This is a genomic window from Rathayibacter sp. PhB186 (assembly GCF_003751825.1).
Classification (GTDB): domain Bacteria; phylum Actinomycetota; class Actinomycetes; order Actinomycetales; family Microbacteriaceae; genus Rathayibacter; species Rathayibacter festucae.
This window is the reverse complement of the sequence record NZ_RJKO01000003.1, coordinates 282,365-300,672: the sequence shown is the minus strand read 5'-3', so window position 1 is coordinate 300,672 and position 18,308 is coordinate 282,365. Positions and strand designations below refer to the sequence as shown.

Sequence of the window (18,308 nt, the reverse complement as noted above, 5' to 3'; positions counted from 1 at the left end):
CGGCCCGCGAGTGGACCCGAATCGGGGCCCGGCACAGGGCCAGACCCCGAAACGCGTCCCCTCGCGCGCCTCACCGCCTCCGACCGGACACGCACCGGGGCCCACTCGGGGCGCGAGGCCCCTCACGGGTCCGTTCGACGATCCACGCTGATCGCGCAGCCCGCAGAGCGGAGCCCACCCACGCTGATCGCTCAGCCCGCGGAGCGGACCCCACCCACGCTGATCGCTGAGCCCGCCGAGCGGAGCCCACCCACGCTGATCGCTGAGCCCGCGGAGCGGACCCCACCCCTGCTGATCGCGCAGCCCCCAGAGCGGAGCCCCATGCTGATCGAGTAGCCCGCGGAGCGGGCGTATCGAGATCCACCACCGTCAGAACGCGAGTCTGCAGACCACCCTGCTGACGACGGCGGGTCTCGATACGCCCCTGGCGGGGCTACTCGACCAGCATGAGGCGGCGCAGCCGCGTCCCTTTCCCTCACCACCGAGACGCGAAACGACTTCGCCACTCGATACGCCGCCTCCGGCGCATACTCGACCACCATGCGGGGGCGGCTACTCCGCAGGCGTCGTGGGCTGCAGCTCCGCCAGCAGCGCCTGCACGCGGGCGCGGATGTCGTCGCGGATCGGGCGGACCTCCTCGAGGGGGCGGCCCTTCGGGTCGGCGAGGTCCCAGTCCTCGTAGCGCTTGCCGGGGAAGACCGGGCAGACGTCGCCGCAGCCCATCGTGATGACGACGTCGGACGCCTGCACCTGCTCGGTCGTCATCAGCTGCGGCACGGCCTGCGAGATGTCGATGCCCTCCTCCGCCATCGCCGCGACCGCGACCGGGTTGATGCTCTCGCCCGGCTCGGAGCCGCCGGAGCGCACCTGGACGGCACCGCCCGAGAGCTCGCGCAGATAGCCGGCGGCCATCTGCGAGCGACCGGCGTTGTGGATGCAGACGAAGAGGACGGTGGCGGCGGTCATCCCGGGCTCCTGAGGGTGAGGGGCTGCCCGCGTCGATCGACACCGGCGCGACCGAATCTACCGACAGCGCCCGAAGCCTCCGCGTTCACCGGGCTCCGGCGGCGAAGGGCCGGCGCGTGACGGCGGACTCCGCCTCGTCGCCTCGGCGGAGTCCGCGGCTCAGGAAGGCAGATCCGGCGCCGGGTAGGCGTCCCAGCCGCCGTCGCCGGCATCATCGCTGGCCTCGGCGGCGAGTCTGCGGCGGATGTAGGCGCCGAGATAGGGAAGAGAGAACTGCACATGGCCGCGACCCGCGGCATGGACGTAGCCGCTGTCGATGAGGCGCTTCTTGTAGACCTGGACGTACGCGTCGGAGACGTCCATGCGCTTCGCGATGTCGGCGATCTTCGTGCGGTCGTCGTCCTCGGCCATCGCGTCGAGGAACTTCTGGTCGACATCGGAGAGATCGCCGTAGACGCGGCTGATGACTCGACTCTCGACCGCCTTGATGGCCCTGTCCTGCGCGACGGTGGCGTCGGCGAGGCTGATCGTGGGTGCAGTGGAGCGGTTCCGCCAGGCGTAGTCGCCGGCCAGCTGCACCAGGTACGGATAGCCCTGCGAGAGGGAGACGAGCACGGCGAGCGCCTCCTCGTCGATCCTCCGTCCGCCGAGGCCGGCGGTCTCCGTGAAGACTCGACTGGTCTCCGGCGCGGACAGCCGCTCGAACTCGACCTCCCGGGAACGCCGGAGGAAGGTGGTGTGCTCCTCGGCGAGGAGTGCGTCGAGGCCGACCTTCACCCCGGCGAAGACGACCATGATCTGCGCACCGTCCTGAAGCGCGTGCGAGACCTGCAGCGCGAATCGGCTCAGCTCCCGCAGGCGGACCTTGCCGGAGGAGACCTCGTCGATGGTGATCAGGATGCCGCCCTCCCCGCCCAGTGCGGAGGACAGCGCGACGAGGTCGTACCGCAGCTGAGGCTTCACGCTGCGGTGCCGGTCGACGTACTCGATCTCGGCGCTGAACTCCCACAGCCCGAGCGAGGTCAGTCGTGCGCGGCTGCCCGGGGCCATGTCGTTGATCAGGGCGGGGATCGTGGAGTCCATCACCCGATCGAGGAGACCGGCACTGGCGTCCTCGCTGATCACCAGCCACCCGGCGGCGCGAGCGTCGTCCTGGAGGGTGGTCAGGAAGGAGGTCTTGCCGGCGCCGCGCAGTCCCGAGACCAGGACGGAGTGGTTCTCGCCGAAGTCCAAGGTCTCGAAGACGGCACGGAGCTCCGTGAGCGCTTCCCCGTGGCCGCCGAAGACGGCAGGCTTCTTCCCGTAGCCCGGGGTGAACGGGCTGGGGGCTGTCTCCGCCATCGTGATCTCCGAATCGTATTTATTTTATTCTATTCCGCCTCGACGGTGAGAGTGAGGTGCTGGCGCGGCAGTCCGCGCAGATCAGCAAGGCGGCGGAGACGAAGCCTGCTCACGATGCGAGGCCTCTCACGATGCCGATCGAGCGGGCCGTTCATGCTGATCGAGTAGCCCGCGGAGCGGGCGTATCGGGATCCACCACAGTCAGAACGCGAGTCTGCAGACCCGCCCTGCTGACAACGGCGGGTCTCGATACGCCCCTGGCGGGGCTACTCGACCAGCATGACCCGGCGCCGCCGTGGACCAGCGGCCGCCCGCGCTTCTGGAGTCGCGGGCGCCCGCCCGCTCGACGCACACTGGCCGGGCCCCCTCCCGCGACGACCCCTCGGACGGATCACCGTGCTCACCGGACTCAGCGCCTTCCCGCTCACCCCGCTCCGCGACGACGCCGTCGACGAGCCGGCCTTCGCCGCCCGCGTCGAGCGCCTCGCCGCGGCCGGCGTCGACTCGATCGGGGCGCTCGGCTCGACCGGCTCCGCGGCCTACCTCGACCGCGAGGAGCGCCGCCGGGTCGCCTCGCTCGCGGTGCGGCACGCGGGCCAGGTGCCGGTCGTCGTCGGGATCAGCGCACTGCGGACCTCGCAGGTGCTCGCCCTCGCCGAGGACGCGCAGGAGGCGGGCGCCGCGGCGGTGCTCCTCGCCCCGGTGAGCTACCAGCCGTTGACGGACGACGACGTCCTCGGCCTCTACGAGGACGTCACCGCGCAGCTCTCCGTGCCGCTGGTCGTCTACGACAACCCCGGCACCACGCACGTCACGATGACCGACGAGCTGTACGGCGCGATCGCGCGGCTGCCCCGGGTCGCCTCGATCAAGATCCCCGGCGTCCCCGCCGATCGGGCCGCCGCGGCCGAGCGGGTAGCCGCGATCCGAGCGCAAGTCCCGGCGGGCGTCACGATCGGCGTCTCCGGCGACGCGTCCGCGGCCCGCGGCCTGCTCGTCGGCTGCGACGCCTGGTACTCGGTGATCGGCGGCACGCTCCCCGGCCCCGCGCTGACGATCGCGCGCGCCGCGCAGTCCGGCGACCGTGCCGCCGCCGAGGCCGAGTCCGCCCGGCTGCAGCCGCTCTGGGACCTCTTCGCCGTGCACGGCGGCAGCTACCGGGTGATCGCCGCGATCGCCGAGCAGCTCGGCCTCGTCGCTCCCGGTTGCCTCCCCCGCCCGATCCGCGGCCTCGACGCGCCGGCGCGCGCCCGGGTCGCCGAGGTCGTCGCGGCGCTCGACCTCGGCACCCCCACCGGCTGAGCTCACGGCACGTCCACCGTCCCCGGCGCGTCCAGCACCACCCGCCCGTCCAGCTCCAGCCGATCGAGGAACGCGTCGTCGTGGCTGACGACAAGCAGTCCGCCGCGCCAGGCCCGCAGCACCTCGACCAGGTGGTCGGCCGTCGCCAGGTCGAGGTCGTTCGTCGGCTCGTCGAGCACGAGCAGCTGCGGCACCGGGCGCGCGAGGACCACTCCGGCGAGCGCCACCCGGAAGCGCTCCCCGCCCGAGAGCGTCGACACGGGCCGGTCGACGATCGCGCCGCGCAGCAGCAGCCGCGCGAGCGCGTCGCGCAGGGCCGGGATCGGCAGGTCCGGCGCGGCCCGGGCCACGTGCTCGAGCACGGTGCGGTCGTCGTCGAGCATGTCCTCGCGGTGCTGGGCGAGGTAGCCGATGCGGTCGGTGAGCGCCCGCGCGTCCGTGCCGGGCACGGGATGCGGGCGGTCCGGCTCCGCGCCGACGAGCCGCTCGAGCAGCAGGGTCTTCCCGGTGCCGTTGGCGCCGATCAGGCCGAGGCGCTCCGGGCCCTGGAGCACCGTGGTCCGGCCGCGGACGGTCAGCTCGGCGAGCCGCCGGGTCGCCGGCACGCCCGGATCGGGCAGGTCGAGCCGCACCGCGTCGTCGTCGCGGCGCCGCCCGGACGCCTCGTCGACCCGGTCCTTCGCGCGCGCCTCGGCCTCGGCATGACCGGAGCGGAGTCGTCCCGCGGTCCCCTCCGCGCGGCCGCGGCGGAAGTCGGAGGCGCCCTTCGGCATCGACCGCCCCGACTTCTCGCCCGCCTTCGCGCGCCGGGCGATCGTCGTCTGCGCCTCGATCCGCTGCCGCTTCTCGGCGCGCAGCACCTGCTCGGCGACGCGGACGTCGCGCTCGACGGCCGCGCGCTCGACGGCGAGCCGCTCCTCGAAGTCGGAGAACGTGCCCGCCGAGGTGCGCAGGTCGCCGTCGCGCAGCTCCGCGATCTCGTCGACGTGCTCGAGCAGCTCCCGGTCGTGACTGACGACGACGAGGGTGCCGCGCCAGCTGTCGACGAGCGCGAGCAGCAGCTGCCGGGAGCGCCGGTCGAGGTCGTTCGTCGGCTCGTCGAGGACCGCGATCGGCCGGCCGCGCAGCGCCACCCCCGTCACGGCCGCGAGGACCGCCTGCCCGCCGGAGAGCATCGAGACGGGGCGGAGCAGATCGGCGGTGTCGAGGTCGAGTCCGGCTGCGCCCAGCGCGGCGACGGCCCGGGCCTCGACGTCCCAGTCGTCGGCGAGTGCCTCGAACCGGTCCGCCCCGGCGTCGCCGGCCAGGATCGCGTGCAGCGCGTCGAGCCGGCCGCGGATCCCGAGCAGATCGGCGACGGTGTCGTCGGCGCCGCGCGGCAGGCGCTGCGGCAGCAGGTCGACCGCGCCGGTCACGGTGACGGTCCCGCCCGTCGGCACGAGGTCGCCGGCGACGAGCCGCACGAGCGTGGACTTGCCGGCGCCGTTCGCTCCGACGAGGGCGGTGCGGCCGCGGCCGAACGCGGCGGTCACGTGGTCGAGGACGACCGAGCCGTCCGGCCAGGCGAACGAGCAGTCGGTGAGGACGAGGGACGGAGGGGTCGGTGAAGAGAAGGGCACGGTGCTCCCGGTGGTCGCGTCGGCGCACGACGACCACCGCTCTCCGCCGGGGCGGGAGCGCGCGTCCGCCCGGTTCAGCGGGCGGGAGCAGGGGTCGTCAGTGCGAGGGCAGCTGCTGCGTCGTGGACGCAGTACCGGTGCTGGTGCGCACGAGACCGTCTTTCCTGCGGGGAGCCCCCGTGTCCGCGAGCCGATCGGCCGGCCGGTGAGGTGGCCGCCCCGACGTCGCGGCTCGCGACGAGGTACGCGTCGACGGTACGCGCGGTGCGGGGGCGGCCGCAAGGGAGGGTGTCTCTTCGCTACTGCACCAGCGCCAGCAGCGCGCGGATGTCGGCGGCGAGCAGGTCCGGCTCCTCGTGCGGGGCGAAGTGGCCGCCGCGGGGCATGCGGGTGTACCGGACGACGTCGTAGCTGCGCTCGGCCCAGCTGCGCGGCGGGTACGTGAGGTCGAAGGGGAAGACGGCGAGCGCGGTCGGCACCTCGACCCGGCCGACCCGCGCCGTCCGCCCGGTCGCGTACTCCCAGTAGGGCCGGAGCGACGTGGCGATCGAGTCGGTGAACCAGTAGAGCGAGGCGAGGGTGAGCAGGTAGTCGTCGTCGAAGCGGGTCGCGAGGTCGCCGCTGGTGTCGCTCCAGGCGCGGTGCTTCTCCAGGATCCAGGCGAGCAGGCCGACCGGCGAGTCGGACAGCGCGGGCGCGAGGGTGAGCGGCCGGGTCTGCTGCTGGTGCTCGTAGGCGCCCTCGTCCGCGAACCAGGTGCGCTGCTCCTCGAGGTGCTCGCGCTCCTCGGCGGTGAGGGAGTCGTCCTCGACGTGCCGCGGCGAGGCGACGGCGAGCAGATGGATCCCCGCCACCGCCTCCGGGTGGCTCTCGGCCAGCCGCGAGGTGATGCCCGCACCCAGGTCGCCGCCGTGCGCTGCGTAGCGGGCGAACCCGAGCTCCTCGGTCATCAGCCGGTGCCAGAGCTCGTGCGTCTGCTCGTCCAGCCCCGGCCGCTGCGGCGAGAACGGGAAGCCCGGAAGCGCGGGCACGACGACGGTGGCCGCCTCCGCCGGGTCGCCGCCGAACCGCGACGGCGAGGCGAGCCGCTCGGCGAGCGCCACCAGCTCGAGAGCGGTGCTGGGCCAGCCGTTCGTCAGGACGATCGGCAGGCGACCGGACTTCTCCGCCTCGAAGCGGAGATAGGCCACCGGCGTCCCGTCGAGATCGGCCTGCGCCCACGGCAGCTCGCGCATCCGCCGCTCCTGCGCCGACCAGTCGAACTCCTCCGCCCAGCGCCGGGCCAGCCGCCGCAGCTCGGCCTGATCGGTCCCCGCCGACCAGCCCTCGACCGGCCACTCCGGCGACCAGCGGGTCCGGCGGACGCGCTCGCGGAGCTCGGCCCACTCCTCGGCGGAGACAGCGGGAACCGGAGAGTCGGAGCGAGACCAGGTCATCGCTCGACCGTAGCGGCGGGGGCCGACATCAGAACAGGTCGGAGCTCTCCTGCTCCCGCGCCGTCGACGACTCGACGTCGGCGACCTCGTGGCGCAGCGACGCGGTGACGTCGCGGGCGCCGGCGACGGACTCGACCCGCACCGTCACGCGCTCGACGGGGACGACGGTCCGGGTGAGGGCGATCCGCTCCTCGTGCAGGACCACGACGATCGGCTCCTGCGGGGCCGCCGCGATCGCGTCGGGCAGCGGCGGGCCGTCGGCGATCGGCTCGCGGGTGACGCGCAGCTCCTCGCGGCGGACCTCGACCGTGATCGTGCGCTGCTCGGTCACGACGACCCGCCTGACCCGGACGCGCTCGGTGGCGTGCCTGCGCGTGCCGACGAGGAGGCGCTCCTCGTGCAGGACCACCTCGGCGGTCGGCGCCGGCTCGGACGCGGTCGGCTCGGTCGGTGTCGGCTCGGTCGGTGTCGCGCTCATGCGGTCCCCTCGATCTGCTGCGGACGCGGCCGGCCCTGCTCGGAGCGAGCGGAGCCGGCCGCGGGTGGTGCGGGTGGTGCGGTCGTGCGCCTAGCGGGGGCGGCGCGCGGTGGTCGCCGGAGCGGCCTGCTTCGCCTGGTCGGCGGCGCGCTTCGCCTGCTCGGTGACGGAGGGGGCGTTCTGCGCCTCCTGCTGGATCTTCGGCGCCTCCTCCTCGGCCTTCGTGAGGATCGCCTCCCAGCGCTGCTGCATCGGCTTGATCAGGCCGCCGCCGGCGCCGACGATGATGACGCCCGCGATGATCGCGAGGACGGCGATGAGGATCGGCGTGGTGACCGTCGTCGCGACCTCGATCTGGTTGAGAGCCGCGGTGACCCCGAGGAAGAGGATGAACACCGCGACGATGTTCCCGAGGGCCTTGCCGTAGGAGAGACCGCCCAGGGTGTTCTGGATCAGGCCCTTGGCACCCGCGGCGATCGCGGCGGCGAGGACGACGATGATGATCGCCACGATGATCTTCGGCAGGAAGCCGATGATGCCCTGCAGCAGGTCGCTGACCGGGTTGGGGCCGAAGACCCCGAAGGCGAACTGCAGCACGAAGAGCACGAGCGTGTAGTAGATGATCTTCGACACGATGTCGGAGGCGTCCAGCGTCGAGTTCGCGAGCGCCTTCTTGATGCCGCCGCGCTCGACGGCGCGGTCGAAGCCGACCTTGGTGAGCAGGCGCGAGAGGCCCTTCTCGATGAGCTTGGCGACGATCAGGCCGACGATGAGGATGAGCAGGAACAGCAGCGCGAGCGGGACGAACGCGATGACCGCGGCCAGTCCGTTCTGCAGAGCGGCGGGGAGATCCATGGGGGAGCCTTTCGGGCACGGTCCGGAGCAGGACGGATGAGGGTGGTGCAGGGGGTCGTGCGGGATGGTGCTGGTGCGGCGGCCGGTGGGCGGAGCTGCCCAGCGGCCGCCGCGGGGATCGCTAGGAGCGCGCGTCGCGGTCGGCGACGGTCTCCTCGGCGGAGGTGCGGGTGCCGGTGGCCTCGGGCTCGACGAGCTCGATCTCCTCGTGCGAGACGTCGGCGTCGACAGTGCGCTGCTCGGTGACGGTCTCGGTGCCGAGCGACACGCGCTCGACGGGGACCGTCTCCTTCGCGGTGACGACGCGCTCCTCGGTGAGGATCACCTCGTGCTCCTCCTCGCTGAGGTCGGGACCGGCGAGCGCGTCGCCGGCGTTCGCGTCGGTGATCGGCTCGCGGGTGAGGGTGACCTCGTCGTGGCTGACCGGGACCGTCTTCGAGACCTGCTCGGTGACGATGTGCTTGCGCAGGCGGGCGCGGCCGGCCTCGACCCGCTCGGTGCCGACGCGCAGGCGCTCCTCGGAGCGGGTCATCGCGTCGTCGGTCGTCGGGCCCGAGGTGTCGTGGCCCTCGGTGCCGCGGTCGCGGTCGGCGGCGCTGTCGGCAGTGCGGTCGACGCCGCTGTCCGTGCCGGCGCCGCGGTCGGCGTCCTGGTCGTAGAGGGGCGCCTCGGTCGGCGCCGCGTCGGTGCCGCCGAGCCCGTAGTACGAGTAGAGGGCCTGCTCCTCGTCGGCGGAGAGCTGTCCGTCGTCCTCGATGCGCGGGGCGTCCTTGACGAAGGCCTTCTCGTAGCCGACGCGGAGGACGCCGCCCTCGTAGCTCGCGTCCGCGAGGGGCGCGAACGACTCCGAGGAGCCGAACAGGCCGGTGCGGACGGTGACCCAGGTCGGGGTCTGCGTGCTGTCCTCGACGTAGACCTGGCCGACGGTGCCGATCTTGGCGTCGTCGCTGCCGTGCACGTCGGCGCCGATCAGGCTGTCGATGCTGCTGCTGTCGATCATGGTGCTCTCTCTTCTCTCCCGGGACGGTGCCGCGGGGTCGCTGGTGCGGGGCGGAGGCGAAACGGGGCGCGGCCACCGGCGCAGCGGGTTCTGCGGGGTGGTGCGCGCTCCTCGGGGAGGCGGACCGGCGCGGGGATCGCAGGGAGCACGGTCCGGCAGCGGCACACTTACAGCGTAAGCCTGGTCAGAGCTTACGGTGTAAGCGTTGTTACGGTGGAGGTGCTTGCCTTCGCGGCGCCGCACCTGGTATCCGGGCGGGCGGGCACTGCAGGAAGGCGCGGTGCATGACCGACAGCGAGAAGCCGAAGCGGAGCGGCTCCCCCGCCCGCAAGCTCAGTCGGGACCTCATCGTGGAGACCGCGCTCGCGATGATCGACCGCACCGGCCCCGAGGCGCTCTCCATGCGCACCCTCGCGCAGGAGCTGGGCGTCGAGGCGATGTCGCTCTACCGCTACGTGCACGGCAAGGAGGACCTCCTCGAGGGCGTCATCGCGCTGCTGATGCGCGAGCTCACCGTGCGGCTGGACGAGGCCGAGAGCCGGCACTGGCAGGAGTTCCTGCAGACGGCCGCCCACGAGGTCCGGCGCATCGCGACCGACCACCCGAGGGCCTTCCCGCTGGTCGCGACCCGGCACCCAGCGGCGCCCTGGCTCCGCCCGCCGCTGCGCAGCATCGAGGCCGTGAACACCTTCCTCCGCTCGCTCACCGGCAGCGGGCTCACCGACGCGCAGGCCGTCGGCGCCTACCGCTCGTTCAGCAGCTTCCTGCTCGGCCAGCTGCTGCTGCAGGCCGTGGTGCAGGGCGCCGAGACCTCGCCGACCGACCTCCCGCTCGACGAGGGCGACGCGACGATCCCGCAGGGCGACGGGAACGTCTCCCTCGACGTCGCGCCCGAGGTCCGGCGGCTGCGCGGCCTGCTCAGCGAGGACCACAGCGACGAGGAGTTCGAGATCTCGCTCGAGGTGCTCCTCGACCGGCTCGACCGGGAGCTCTCGCAGTAGCCCTCTCCGGCTCCGCGGGGCACGGCGACCCCCAAAGACCCGTTTGACGGTGTGCGGGGCCCCGCGTGACGATGGCCGCATGTCCACTCTCGAGGAGCTGCGCGCCACCGCCCACCCGATCCGGCTCCGGCTGCTGTCCCTGGTGACCGGCGCCGCGGCGAGCGCCGCCGAGGCCGCGCGCGAGCTGGGCCTCTCGCAGGCGACCGCGAGCTACCACTTCCGGGTCCTCGAGCGGGCCGGGCTGGTGCGGGTGGTCGAGACGGTGCGGCTGCGCGGCGGTGAGGCGAAGCGCTACCGGCACGAGTCCTCCGGGCGGCCGTTCGACGTGACCGCGACCGTCGAGGCCGGGCCGGCGGAGGACCGGCAGCTGTACCTGGAGGCGCTGATCGAGGAGCTGCGGCGCCGATCCGCGGCCCGCGCCGACGGACCGCAGCTCTCGACGGACGCCGAGCTCTGGGTCGACCCGGAGACCTGGCGGCGGGTCGTCCGCCACGTCGGCGAGGCGTCGGCGCTGCTGCACGCGGCGGCCCGGCCGCCCCGGTGCCCGGGCACGGTGCCGGTGTCGATGACGACCGCGCTGTTCCCGCTGCGGCGGCCGTGACTCCGCGCGGGACTCCCCGGCCCGGCCCCCTCGCGCACCGCCCGTTCCGCCGACTGCTCGCCGCCCGGACGACCGCCGTGCTCGGCAACGCCGTCGCGCCGATCGCCCTGGCCTTCGCCGTCCTCGACCTGACCGGCTCGGCGACCGACCTCGGCCTGGTCGTCGCCGCGCGCTCGCTCGCCAACGTCGCCGTGCTGCTGCTCGGCGGCGTCCTCGCCGACCGGCTGCCGCGCTCCGTGATCCTGGTCGGCACCTCGCTCGCCGCCGCCGGCACCCAGGCGGTCGTCGCCGCCCTGGTGATCAGCGGGACCGCGAGCATCCCCGCCCTCGTCGTGCTCGGCGTTCTGAACGGCGCCGTCGCGGCCGTGAGCCTGCCCGCCGCGTCGGCCCTGGTCCCGGACACCGTCCCCGTGGGCGAGCTGCGCCCCGCGAACGCGCTGCTCCGCCTCGGCCTCACCGCCGGGACGATCGTGGGCGCGTCGGGCGGGGCGGCCGTCGTCGCGCTCGTCGGGCCGGGGTGGGGGCTCGCGATCGATGCGGCCGGGTTCGCGCTCGCCGCTCTCCTCTACTCCGGGCTGCGGCTGCCCGCCTCGACTCGCGCGGGCGCCCCCGGCTCCGTGCTCGCCGACCTCCGCGAGGGCTGGCGGGAGTTCTCCGGCCGGCGCTGGGTCTGGATCGTCGTGGCCCAGTTCACGGTGCTGAACGCGGCGTTCGTCGGCGCGACCACGGTGCTCGGGCCGGTGATCGCCGACCAGTCCTTCGGCCGCGCGGCCTGGGGGCTGGTGATCGCCGCGCAGACCGTCGGCCTGGCGATCGGCGCCGTCCTCGCGCTGCGCTGGCGGCCGCGGCGGGCGCTGGCCATCGGGGTCGCCCTGATGGCGGTGACGGCCGTCCCGGTCGCGGTCCTCGGCGTCGTCCCCGCGCTCCCCGCCCTGATCGTCGCCTTCGCGCTCGGCGGCGTCGCGCTGGAGGTGTTCGCCATCGCCTGGGACCAGTCGCTGCAGACCCACGTGCCGCGCGAGGCGCTGGCCCGGGTCTACTCCTACGACATGGTCGGCTCGTTCCTCGCCGTTCCGCTCGGCGAGGCGCTCGTCGGGCCGCTCGCGGACCTCGTCGGCACGCGGGCCGTCCTGCTCGGCTGTGCGGCGGTGATCGTGGTGGCGTCGCTCGCCGCGGTCGCCAGCAGGAGCGTCCGCGGCGTGGGCAGCGCGCCGGCGGGCACAATGGCGGGCATGGACCCCGAGAACAGCCCGGCCTCGACCGAGACCAGCCCGCCCGACGCCGCCCCGGCCGCGACCGGCCGCTACGCGCACGGCCACCACGAGAGCGTCCTCCGCTCGCACCGCTGGCGCACCGTGGAGAACTCCGCGGCCTACCTGCTGCCGCACCTCGCGCCCGGCGTCTCGATCCTCGACGTGGGCTGCGGCCCGGGGACGATCACCGTCGACCTCGCCGAGCGGGTCGCCCCCGGCCGGGTGCTCGGCGTGGACGCCTCGGCCGAGGTGATCGCGCAGGCGGCGGCCCTCGACTCCCCCGCGGAGTTCGCGGTCGCCGACGCCTACGCGCTGCCGTTCGCGGACGACTCCTTCGACGTCGTGCACGCGCACCAGGTCCTGCAGCACCTCACCCGTCCGATCGACGCGCTGCGCGAGTGGGGCCGGGTCGGCCGCCTCGTCGCCGCCCGCGACGTCGACTACGCCGGCGTGCTGATCCACCCGTTCACCGAGGGCCTGCAGGCCTGGGCCGCGCTCTACCAGCGGGTGCACCGCGCCTCGGCCGGCGAGCCCGACGCAGGCCGGCGCCTGAAGGCCTGGGCGCGGGTGGCCGGCTTCGAGAGCGTCGAGGTCACCGCGTCGCTCTGGGTGTTCGAGAACGCGGAGGACCGCGCCTGGTGGGGCGGCATGTGGGCGGACCGGGCGGTCTCCTCCTCCTTCGCCACCGTCGCCCTCGAGCGCGGCCTCGCCACCCAGGCCGAGCTCGAGGCGATCAGCGCCGCCTGGCGCGCCTGGGCCGCCGACGAGGACGGCTGGCTCTCGATGCCCCACGGCGAGCTGCTCGCGCGCTGAGCGTCGCCGCGGCAGAGGTGCCTTCAGCGTCTGGACTCGTCCGACGTCTTCCGCGGCGCTACGAGCTGGCTCATCCGCTGCGGGGTGATCTGGAGCACTCGTGCCGCCTCCGCTTGCGTCAGCCGGTGATCGGCGAGCAGGGACCGGGCGGCCTCCCGGCGGAGGCGTGCGCTGCGGGCCATCGCCGCCCGCCCTTCGCGCTCCGCCGACTCGGCCTCGGAGAGCAGCCCGGACACCTCGGCCGGCAGTTCGATCACGACGTCGACTGCGCCGTCCCAGCTCTCGAGATCCAGCCAGAGCGCGGCGACGTCGCGCACGTCCTCGTCGAGATCCTTGAGTGAGCGCGACTGTCCCATCGCGACGATCTCCGCTCCGGTCGGACCGGCGCTCGTCAGCGCGGGGATCGTGAACACCCACCAGCGGCCCTCCCGGTGTGCGCGGGCAGCGATCGTCTCCTCGGTCATGCCGACCGACCTCCTCGTTCTCGTGTCATCGCCAGCTCGGCGGCGTCGCGGGGAAGACGGCGACGATCTGCCGGACCACTCCCGCCGACACCTCGCCGTGCGCTGGAATGCTGATCCGGCCCTTCCCGTCCGGGTCTCCCCACCATTCGTGGGACCCCTTCGCATCGCGGAGCCGTTCCCAGCCCTGCGAGCGGAGGAACTTCGCCACGTCGCGATACTTCTGCGGCTTGGTCATGGAATCTACCCCCGCTTGTCAACGGCATCAAGTGGCGCTGAATTCGAGGGCACGACTTCGCACCTCGGATCGGCGCTCTCGGGAGAGAATCCTGACGACGGGAGAGAGGTACCGGCTCATCTGGCGCAGAACGTCGCGCTGCTGGATGAACGGGGAGGCAGAGGGATGACGTTCGCGCTGCTCGTGTGCTGAACCGTTCCGCTGCCGGCGGACACGGCTGCGGAGCGGAGCGGTGATCCGGTTCAGTGGGGGCATGCGCAGAGTCCTGATCCTGGGTGGCAGCGGATGGCTGGGGCGCCGTCTCGCGGAGCGGGCGGTCGCGGCGGGGGACGAGGTCACCTGCGTGGCCCGCGGCGAGGCGGGAGCGGTTCCGGGCGGCGCGCGGCATCTTCGCATCGACCGGCGCGATCCGGGCGCCTACGACGGCCTGCGCGGCGAGTGGGACGAGGTCGTCGAGCTCGCCCACGCTCCCGAGCTCGTCGGGCCGGCCCTCGACCGCCTCGCGCCGGCCGCCGCGCACTGGACGCTCGTCTCCTCCGTCTCCGTGTACGCCGACGTGGAGCGGCCCGACGCCGACGAGTCCGCCGCCCTGGTCGAGCCGGCCGACCCCGGGCAGTACGCGGACGCGAAGGTCCTGGCCGAGCGCGCCGCCGCCGACGCCCTCGGCGGCCGGCTGCTGATCGCGCGCCCCGGCCTGATCGCCGGGCCCGGCGACCCGAGCGACCGGCTGGGGTACTGGCCGGCCCGCTTCGCCCGCGGCGGCACGGTCCTGGCGCCCGAGACCGACGGCCGTTTCGCGCAGGCGATCGACGTCGACGACCTCGCCGACTGGCTGCACGCGGCGGGCTCGGCGGGAGTGACCGGAGCCGTCGACGCCCTCGGCCCGGCCGCGCCCCTGTCCGACCTCCTCGCGACCGCCGCCGAGCTCGCCGCCTTCCGCGGCGACGTCGTGCCCGCCGACGACGAGACCCTGCTCGCGCACGAGGTCGGCTACTGGGCCGGCCCGCGGTCGCTCCCGCTGTGGCTGCCCGCCGAGGCGGTCGGCTTCAGCCGGCGCAGCACCGCCTCGTACCTCCGCGCCGGCGGCCGCCACCGTCCGCCCGTGGAGACGCTGCGCCGCGTCCTCGACGACGAGCGCGCCCGCGGACTGGACCGGCCCCGCCGGTCCGGCCTGGAGCCTCGGGACGAGCGGGCCGTCCTCGACGCACTGCGCTGACCGGCGCCCTCGGCGAGCCCGCCCACGCGCCGCCGCCGCACAACATCAGCTGAGACGGGTGGGCCTCGCCCCACAGAGGAGGCCTCCCCTTCTCAGCTGATGTTCTGCGCGAGTCCGCCCCGCTCCGCCCCCTCGTTCGCCGACACCCGTCGGTGAAGAGCCGCGGATCGGCGCCGATCGGGCGCCGCGCGCGCCTTCTGTTACGGCGAGCGTCGGCCGCCGTCGCGCCCGCCCGCCGCACCCCGCCATCATCATCAGCACACCGACGCGGACGCCGTCTCCGAGCACCCCGCGCCCCCTCTCCCACCCCGTACCGGGCGCTCTCCGGCGCGCCCGCGCACCCTCCCGGAAGGACCGACGCCATGATCCGCCTCGAGCAGCTCACCAAGGTCTACGGGCAGGGCGCCGACGCCGTGACCGTGCTCGACCGCCTCGACTTCTCGGTCGGCACCGGCGAGATCTTCGCCGTCGTCGGGCCGAGCGGCGCCGGCAAGAGCACGCTCGCCGCCTGCGTCAACCTGCTCGAGCGGCCCACCTCCGGCACCGTCGTCGTCAACGGCGACGCGCTCTCCCAGCTGTCCGAGGCGGAGCTGCGGGTCGCCCGCCGCCGCATCGGCACCGTCTTCCAGTCCGACGGCCTCTTCAGCCGCCGGACCGCGGAGCAGAACGTCGCCCTCCCGCTCGAATACCTGGGCGTCACCGCGGCCGAGACGAAGCGCCGCGTCGCCGAGCTGCTGGAGCGCGTCGGCCTCGGCGACCGCGCCCGCTACTACCCGCACCAGCTCTCCGGCGGCCAGCGCCAGCGCGTTGGCATCGCCCGCGCCCTCGCCCTGCGCCCCTCCGTCCTGCTCTCGGACGAGGCGACCTCGGGCCTCGACCCCGCGTCGACCACCGCGATCACCACGCTCCTCAAGGAGCTGCGCGACGACCTCGGCCTGTCGATCCTCTTCATCACCCACGAGATGGAGACGGTCCGCCAGGTCGCCGACTCCGTCGCGCGCCTCGATCACGGACGCATCGTGGAGTCGGGACGCCTCGTCGACCTGCTGCGCGACGCGTCCTCGCCGCTCGGCCTCGCGCTCAACCCGGTGCGCCCGTCGGTGCTGCCGGGCGCGGGGCTCGACGAGTGGGTCGTCGGCTACGCCCGCGACGGAGTGCCGGCCGACTGGGTGACGCGGCTGTCCGACGCGGTCGGTCCGGTCGCGCTGCTCGGCGCGGCCATCGAGACCGTCGACGGACGCGCCGTCGGCCACGCGACTATCGGCCTCGGGCCGGTCGAGGAGCGCCGGCTCGCGCACGCCGCCGACGCTCTCGGACTGTCGGTGCGGCGGAGCGCGGTCCGGTCGGACGCCCTCGTCGAGGAGGCGGCGGCATGAGCGCGCTCATCTCCTCGGCGGCCCTCGGTGCCCTGCGCCTCGACAACAAGGTCCCGCTCGCCGACATCCCCGCGCTCGTCCTCCCCGCGCTCGGCGAGACGCTGATCATGGTCGGCATCGTGATGCTGATCGTCGTGCTCGTCGGCGTCCCGCTCGGCGCCGCCGTGCACAACCTCGCTCCGGGCGGCCTGTTCGAGAACCGCGCCGCGCACCAGAGCCTCAGCTGGATCATCAGCATCGGCCGGTCGCTGCCGTTCCTCATCCTGATGGCCTCGATCATGCCGTTCACCCGGCTGATCACCGGCACCAACATCGGCATCGCGGCGGCCGTCGTGCCGATGTCGATCGCCGGCATCGCCTTCTTCACCCGCATCGTCGAGAACGCGCTGCGCAGCGTGCCGCTCGCGCTGACCCGGGTGGCCCGCGCCTCCGGAGCGTCGCGGCTGCAGGTGATCCGCTCGGCGCAGCTCAGCGAGGCGGTGCCGCAGATCCTCGGCGGTCTGACGATCAACACCATCGCGATGATCGAGTACTCCGCCATCGCCGGCACGATCGGCGCGGGCGGCATCGGCTACGTCGCCGTCACCTACGGTTACCAGCGCTTCGACACCACCGTGATGCTCGCGACGATCGTCATCCTCGTCGCGACCGTCGCCGTCGTGCAGCTCACCGGCGACGCCCTGGTCCGCGCGACCACGCCGAGCGCCTCCCGGTCCCGGCGGGCCCCGCGCGTCGCCGTCACGGTCTAGCCGCAGCTCCCCTGATCCCGCCCCGGGCCCTCCGCCCGGGCGTCCCTCCCGCGCGCCGCAGTCCGGCCGCGACCGCTCGAAAGGCACTGCCATGTCCACTGAGAACCACGGCCCTGAGAACCCCCGCTCCGAGAAGTCCGGCACCGAGGAGTCCGGCGCTGCGAAGTCCGGCGCTGCGAAGTCCGGGCCCGAGGACCTCGGCTTCGAGCTGAAGAGGAAGCGCCGCTGGCCCTGGATCGCCGGTGCCGCCGTCGTCGTGGTCGGCGTCGGAGCCGTCGTCGCCGTGCCGCTGCTCTCGCCCGCCGTGTCGGCGAACGAGCAGGAGGGCGCGACCCTCTACGTCGCGACGGCCGAGGGCAACGCCTCGGAGCAGGCCCTGGTGGACTTCGTGGCGGAGGAGGTGGCGCCGCGCTACGGCATCACGGTCGCCTTCAAGGGCCTCTCGGACAGCAACACGATCAACCGCGCCGTCAGCGAGGGCGAGGTGGCCGCGACGGTCTACCAGCACGAGCTCTGGCTCGGCCAGGTGCTCGAGGCCAACCCCGACTTCGAGGAGGAGGCGGCGACCCCCGTCTTCCGCTGGGGCTTCGGGCTCTGGAGCGACAAGTACGGCGACGTCTCCGAGATCCCCGACGGCGGCACGATCTCGCTCTACTCCGACCCGGCGAACGAGGCCCAGGGCCTCTGGCTGCTGCAGTCGGCCGGCCTGATCACGCTGAAGGAGGGCACGGAGCCCGGCACCGCGACCCAGGACGACATCGCCTCGAACCCGAAGAACCTGCAGTTCACGCTGCTCGACTTCGCCGCCCAGTCCCGCGCCCTGCCCGACCTCGATGCCGCCGTCGGCTACACCGAGTACTACCTCGCCGCCGACATCCCGATCGAGAAGCAGATCTTCGCGCCCCAGGCCCCCGACGACTTCGCCGGCCAGCTCACCATCGGCTCGAAGTACAAGGACACCGCCAACATCGAGAAGCTCGTCGCCGCCTTCCAGGACCCGGCCGTGCAGGAGTTCCTGGCCACCGACGAGACGGTGAAGGGCATCCTGCTGCCGATCGAGGGCTGACCGGGCGGATCCGCGCGGGGGTGCGGCCGCGGTCCTCCGCACGACATCAGCTGAGAGCCGGTCTCATCGCTGATGGGAGATGAGACCGTCGCCCAGCTGATGTTCTGCGCGAGTCCCGCGCCGCCGCCCCTGCCGCCTCCGCGCCTCCGGCACGCGGAACCACCCCCGGCACGCCGAAACCTGCAGATCCCGCGAGCCGGAGCGGGAATCGCGAGCCGAAGGTCGACCCACCGGCCACACCCGAACTTCCGGCACGCGAAACCACCTCCGGCACGCTCGAAACCGCAGATCCCGCGAGCCCGAGTCGAAACCACGAGCCGAAGGTCGCCCGACGGCCACCCCGGCACGTCCGGCACGCGAATCCACCTCCGGCACGCTCGAAACCGCAGATCCCGCGAGCCCGAGTCGAAACCACGAGCCGAAGGTCGCCCGGCGGCCACCCCGGCACGTCCGGCACGCGAAGCCACCTTCGGCACGCCAGAACAGGCTGATCCTGCGAGCCCGAGCCGGTTCCACGAGCCGGAGCCGACTCCCCGG

General features: G+C 73.8%; 17 protein-coding genes and 1 pseudogene. 9 read left to right on the top strand and 9 right to left on the bottom strand.

All coding sequences use genetic code 11. From position 1 onward, the window contains the following. Positions 1-552: 552 nt before the first annotated feature. On the bottom strand, positions 553-966 hold the full coding sequence (locus EDF45_RS11440) for an arsenate reductase ArsC (RefSeq protein ID WP_123736092.1): 414 nt from the start codon (positions 964-966) through the stop codon (positions 553-555). A 159-nt stretch (positions 967-1,125) separates the two neighbouring features. Continuing rightward, on the bottom strand, positions 1,126-2,307 hold the full coding sequence (locus tag EDF45_RS11435; protein ID WP_123736093.1) for an AAA family ATPase: 1,182 nt from the start codon (positions 2,305-2,307) through the stop codon (positions 1,126-1,128). Positions 2,308-2,703: 396 nt separating this feature from the next. Between EDF45_RS11435 and EDF45_RS11430 the strand changes: the two genes are divergently transcribed. Then, positions 2,704-3,609, top strand: coding sequence for a dihydrodipicolinate synthase family protein (locus EDF45_RS11430; RefSeq protein ID WP_123736094.1), 906 nt, complete (start codon positions 2,704-2,706; stop codon positions 3,607-3,609). Positions 3,610-3,611: 2 nt separating this feature from the next. On the opposite strand, the gene EDF45_RS11425 is transcribed toward EDF45_RS11430, so the two are convergent. The 5 genes from EDF45_RS11425 to EDF45_RS11405 all read right to left on the bottom strand — a co-directional run bounded on the left by EDF45_RS11425 (position 3,612) and on the right by EDF45_RS11405 (position 8,997). Next, complete coding sequence (locus tag EDF45_RS11425; protein WP_123736095.1) at positions 3,612-5,228, bottom strand: ATP-binding cassette domain-containing protein; 1,617 nt, start codon at positions 5,226-5,228, stop codon at positions 3,612-3,614. A 299-nt stretch (positions 5,229-5,527) separates the two neighbouring features. After that, entirely contained in the window at positions 5,528-6,664 is a 1,137-nt protein-coding gene (locus EDF45_RS11420) for an epoxide hydrolase family protein (protein ID WP_123736096.1), read from the bottom strand. Between the two features lie 28 nt (positions 6,665-6,692). Further along, positions 6,693-7,142, bottom strand: a complete 450-nt coding sequence (locus EDF45_RS11415) for a YsnF/AvaK domain-containing protein (protein ID WP_123736097.1) — start codon at positions 7,140-7,142, stop codon at positions 6,693-6,695. 90 nt (positions 7,143-7,232) lie between these two features. Then, complete coding sequence (locus EDF45_RS11410) at positions 7,233-7,997, bottom strand: mechanosensitive ion channel family protein (RefSeq protein ID WP_123447332.1); 765 nt, start codon at positions 7,995-7,997, stop codon at positions 7,233-7,235. A 121-nt stretch (positions 7,998-8,118) separates the two neighbouring features. Continuing rightward, on the bottom strand, positions 8,119-8,997 hold the full coding sequence (locus EDF45_RS11405; protein WP_123736098.1) for a DUF2382 domain-containing protein: 879 nt from the start codon (positions 8,995-8,997) through the stop codon (positions 8,119-8,121). A gap of 284 nt (positions 8,998-9,281) precedes the next feature. Here EDF45_RS11405 and EDF45_RS11400 point away from each other — a divergent pair, with 284 nt between their 5' ends. From EDF45_RS11400 to EDF45_RS21590, 4 genes and pseudogenes are all read left to right on the top strand, one after another. Further along, entirely contained in the window at positions 9,282-9,998 is a 717-nt protein-coding gene (locus EDF45_RS11400; protein WP_123706181.1) for a TetR/AcrR family transcriptional regulator C-terminal domain-containing protein, read from the top strand. Between the two features lie 79 nt (positions 9,999-10,077). After that, a complete protein-coding gene (locus EDF45_RS11395) occupies positions 10,078-10,599 on the top strand; it encodes a helix-turn-helix domain-containing protein (protein WP_123736099.1) in 522 nt (173 codons plus the stop codon). Then, positions 10,539-11,771, top strand: a pseudogene (locus EDF45_RS21595) (MFS transporter); the annotation flags it as partial. The gene EDF45_RS11395 and the pseudogene EDF45_RS21595, both read left to right, overlap by 61 nt. Positions 11,772-11,831: 60 nt before the next feature. After that, positions 11,832-12,665: a methyltransferase domain-containing protein gene (locus EDF45_RS21590; protein ID WP_221181113.1), complete on the top strand. Its 834-nt coding sequence runs from the start codon at positions 11,832-11,834 to the stop codon at positions 12,663-12,665. Positions 12,666-12,688: 23 nt separating this feature from the next. Here EDF45_RS21590 and EDF45_RS11385 read toward each other — a convergent pair whose 3' ends face one another. Then, positions 12,689-13,129, bottom strand: coding sequence for a hypothetical protein (locus tag EDF45_RS11385; protein ID WP_123736101.1), 441 nt, complete (start codon positions 13,127-13,129; stop codon positions 12,689-12,691). Positions 13,130-13,154: 25 nt separating this feature from the next. Next, the gene (locus tag EDF45_RS11380; RefSeq protein ID WP_123736102.1) at positions 13,155-13,364 is read right to left on the bottom strand and encodes a type II toxin-antitoxin system HicA family toxin; all 210 of its coding nucleotides are present in this window, start codon (positions 13,362-13,364) and stop codon (positions 13,155-13,157) included. Positions 13,365-13,617: 253 nt separating this feature from the next. Here EDF45_RS11380 and EDF45_RS11375 point away from each other — a divergent pair, with 253 nt between their 5' ends. The 4 genes from EDF45_RS11375 to EDF45_RS11360 all read left to right on the top strand — a co-directional run bounded on the left by EDF45_RS11375 (position 13,618) and on the right by EDF45_RS11360 (position 17,771). After that, positions 13,618-14,580 carry a reductase gene (locus tag EDF45_RS11375; RefSeq protein ID WP_123736103.1) on the top strand — a complete coding sequence of 321 codons (963 nt, stop codon included), beginning with the start codon at positions 13,618-13,620 and terminating at the stop codon, positions 14,578-14,580. 362 nt (positions 14,581-14,942) lie between these two features. Next, complete coding sequence (locus tag EDF45_RS11370; RefSeq protein ID WP_123736104.1) at positions 14,943-15,956, top strand: methionine ABC transporter ATP-binding protein; 1,014 nt, start codon at positions 14,943-14,945, stop codon at positions 15,954-15,956. Next, the gene (locus EDF45_RS11365; protein WP_123736105.1) at positions 15,953-16,705 is read left to right on the top strand and encodes a methionine ABC transporter permease; all 753 of its coding nucleotides are present in this window, start codon (positions 15,953-15,955) and stop codon (positions 16,703-16,705) included. The genes EDF45_RS11370 and EDF45_RS11365 overlap by 4 nt, the downstream gene beginning before the upstream one ends. A gap of 91 nt (positions 16,706-16,796) precedes the next feature. Further along, on the top strand, positions 16,797-17,771 hold the full coding sequence (locus tag EDF45_RS11360; RefSeq protein WP_123736106.1) for a MetQ/NlpA family ABC transporter substrate-binding protein: 975 nt from the start codon (positions 16,797-16,799) through the stop codon (positions 17,769-17,771). Positions 17,772-18,308 lie beyond the last annotated feature (537 nt).

What these genes read in the sequence shown, in the direction of transcription:
- EDF45_RS11440 (WP_123736092.1), bottom strand. Translation starts at nt 966, where the DNA reads ATGACCGCCGCCACCGTCCTCTTCGTCTGCATCCACAACGCCGGTCGC.
- EDF45_RS11435 (WP_123736093.1), bottom strand. Translation starts at nt 2,307, where the DNA reads ATGGCGGAGACAGCCCCCAGCCCGTTCACCCCGGGCTACGGGAAGAAG.
- EDF45_RS11420 (WP_123736096.1), bottom strand. Translation starts at nt 6,664, where the DNA reads ATGACCTGGTCTCGCTCCGACTCTCCGGTTCCCGCTGTCTCCGCCGAG.
- EDF45_RS11415 (WP_123736097.1), bottom strand. Translation starts at nt 7,142, where the DNA reads ATGAGCGCGACACCGACCGAGCCGACACCGACCGAGCCGACCGCGTCC.
- EDF45_RS11410 (WP_123447332.1), bottom strand. Translation starts at nt 7,997, where the DNA reads ATGGATCTCCCCGCCGCTCTGCAGAACGGACTGGCCGCGGTCATCGCG.
- EDF45_RS11405 (WP_123736098.1), bottom strand. Translation starts at nt 8,997, where the DNA reads ATGATCGACAGCAGCAGCATCGACAGCCTGATCGGCGCCGACGTGCAC.
- EDF45_RS11400 (WP_123706181.1), top strand. Translation starts at nt 9,282, where the DNA reads ATGACCGACAGCGAGAAGCCGAAGCGGAGCGGCTCCCCCGCCCGCAAG.
- EDF45_RS11395 (WP_123736099.1), top strand. Translation starts at nt 10,078, where the DNA reads ATGTCCACTCTCGAGGAGCTGCGCGCCACCGCCCACCCGATCCGGCTC.
- EDF45_RS21590 (WP_221181113.1), top strand. Translation starts at nt 11,832, where the DNA reads ATGGACCCCGAGAACAGCCCGGCCTCGACCGAGACCAGCCCGCCCGAC.
- EDF45_RS11385 (WP_123736101.1), bottom strand. Translation starts at nt 13,129, where the DNA reads ATGACCGAGGAGACGATCGCTGCCCGCGCACACCGGGAGGGCCGCTGG.
- EDF45_RS11380 (WP_123736102.1), bottom strand. Translation starts at nt 13,364, where the DNA reads ATGACCAAGCCGCAGAAGTATCGCGACGTGGCGAAGTTCCTCCGCTCG.
- EDF45_RS11375 (WP_123736103.1), top strand. Translation starts at nt 13,618, where the DNA reads ATGCGCAGAGTCCTGATCCTGGGTGGCAGCGGATGGCTGGGGCGCCGT.
- EDF45_RS11370 (WP_123736104.1), top strand. Translation starts at nt 14,943, where the DNA reads ATGATCCGCCTCGAGCAGCTCACCAAGGTCTACGGGCAGGGCGCCGAC.
- EDF45_RS11365 (WP_123736105.1), top strand. Translation starts at nt 15,953, where the DNA reads ATGAGCGCGCTCATCTCCTCGGCGGCCCTCGGTGCCCTGCGCCTCGAC.
- EDF45_RS11360 (WP_123736106.1), top strand. Translation starts at nt 16,797, where the DNA reads ATGTCCACTGAGAACCACGGCCCTGAGAACCCCCGCTCCGAGAAGTCC.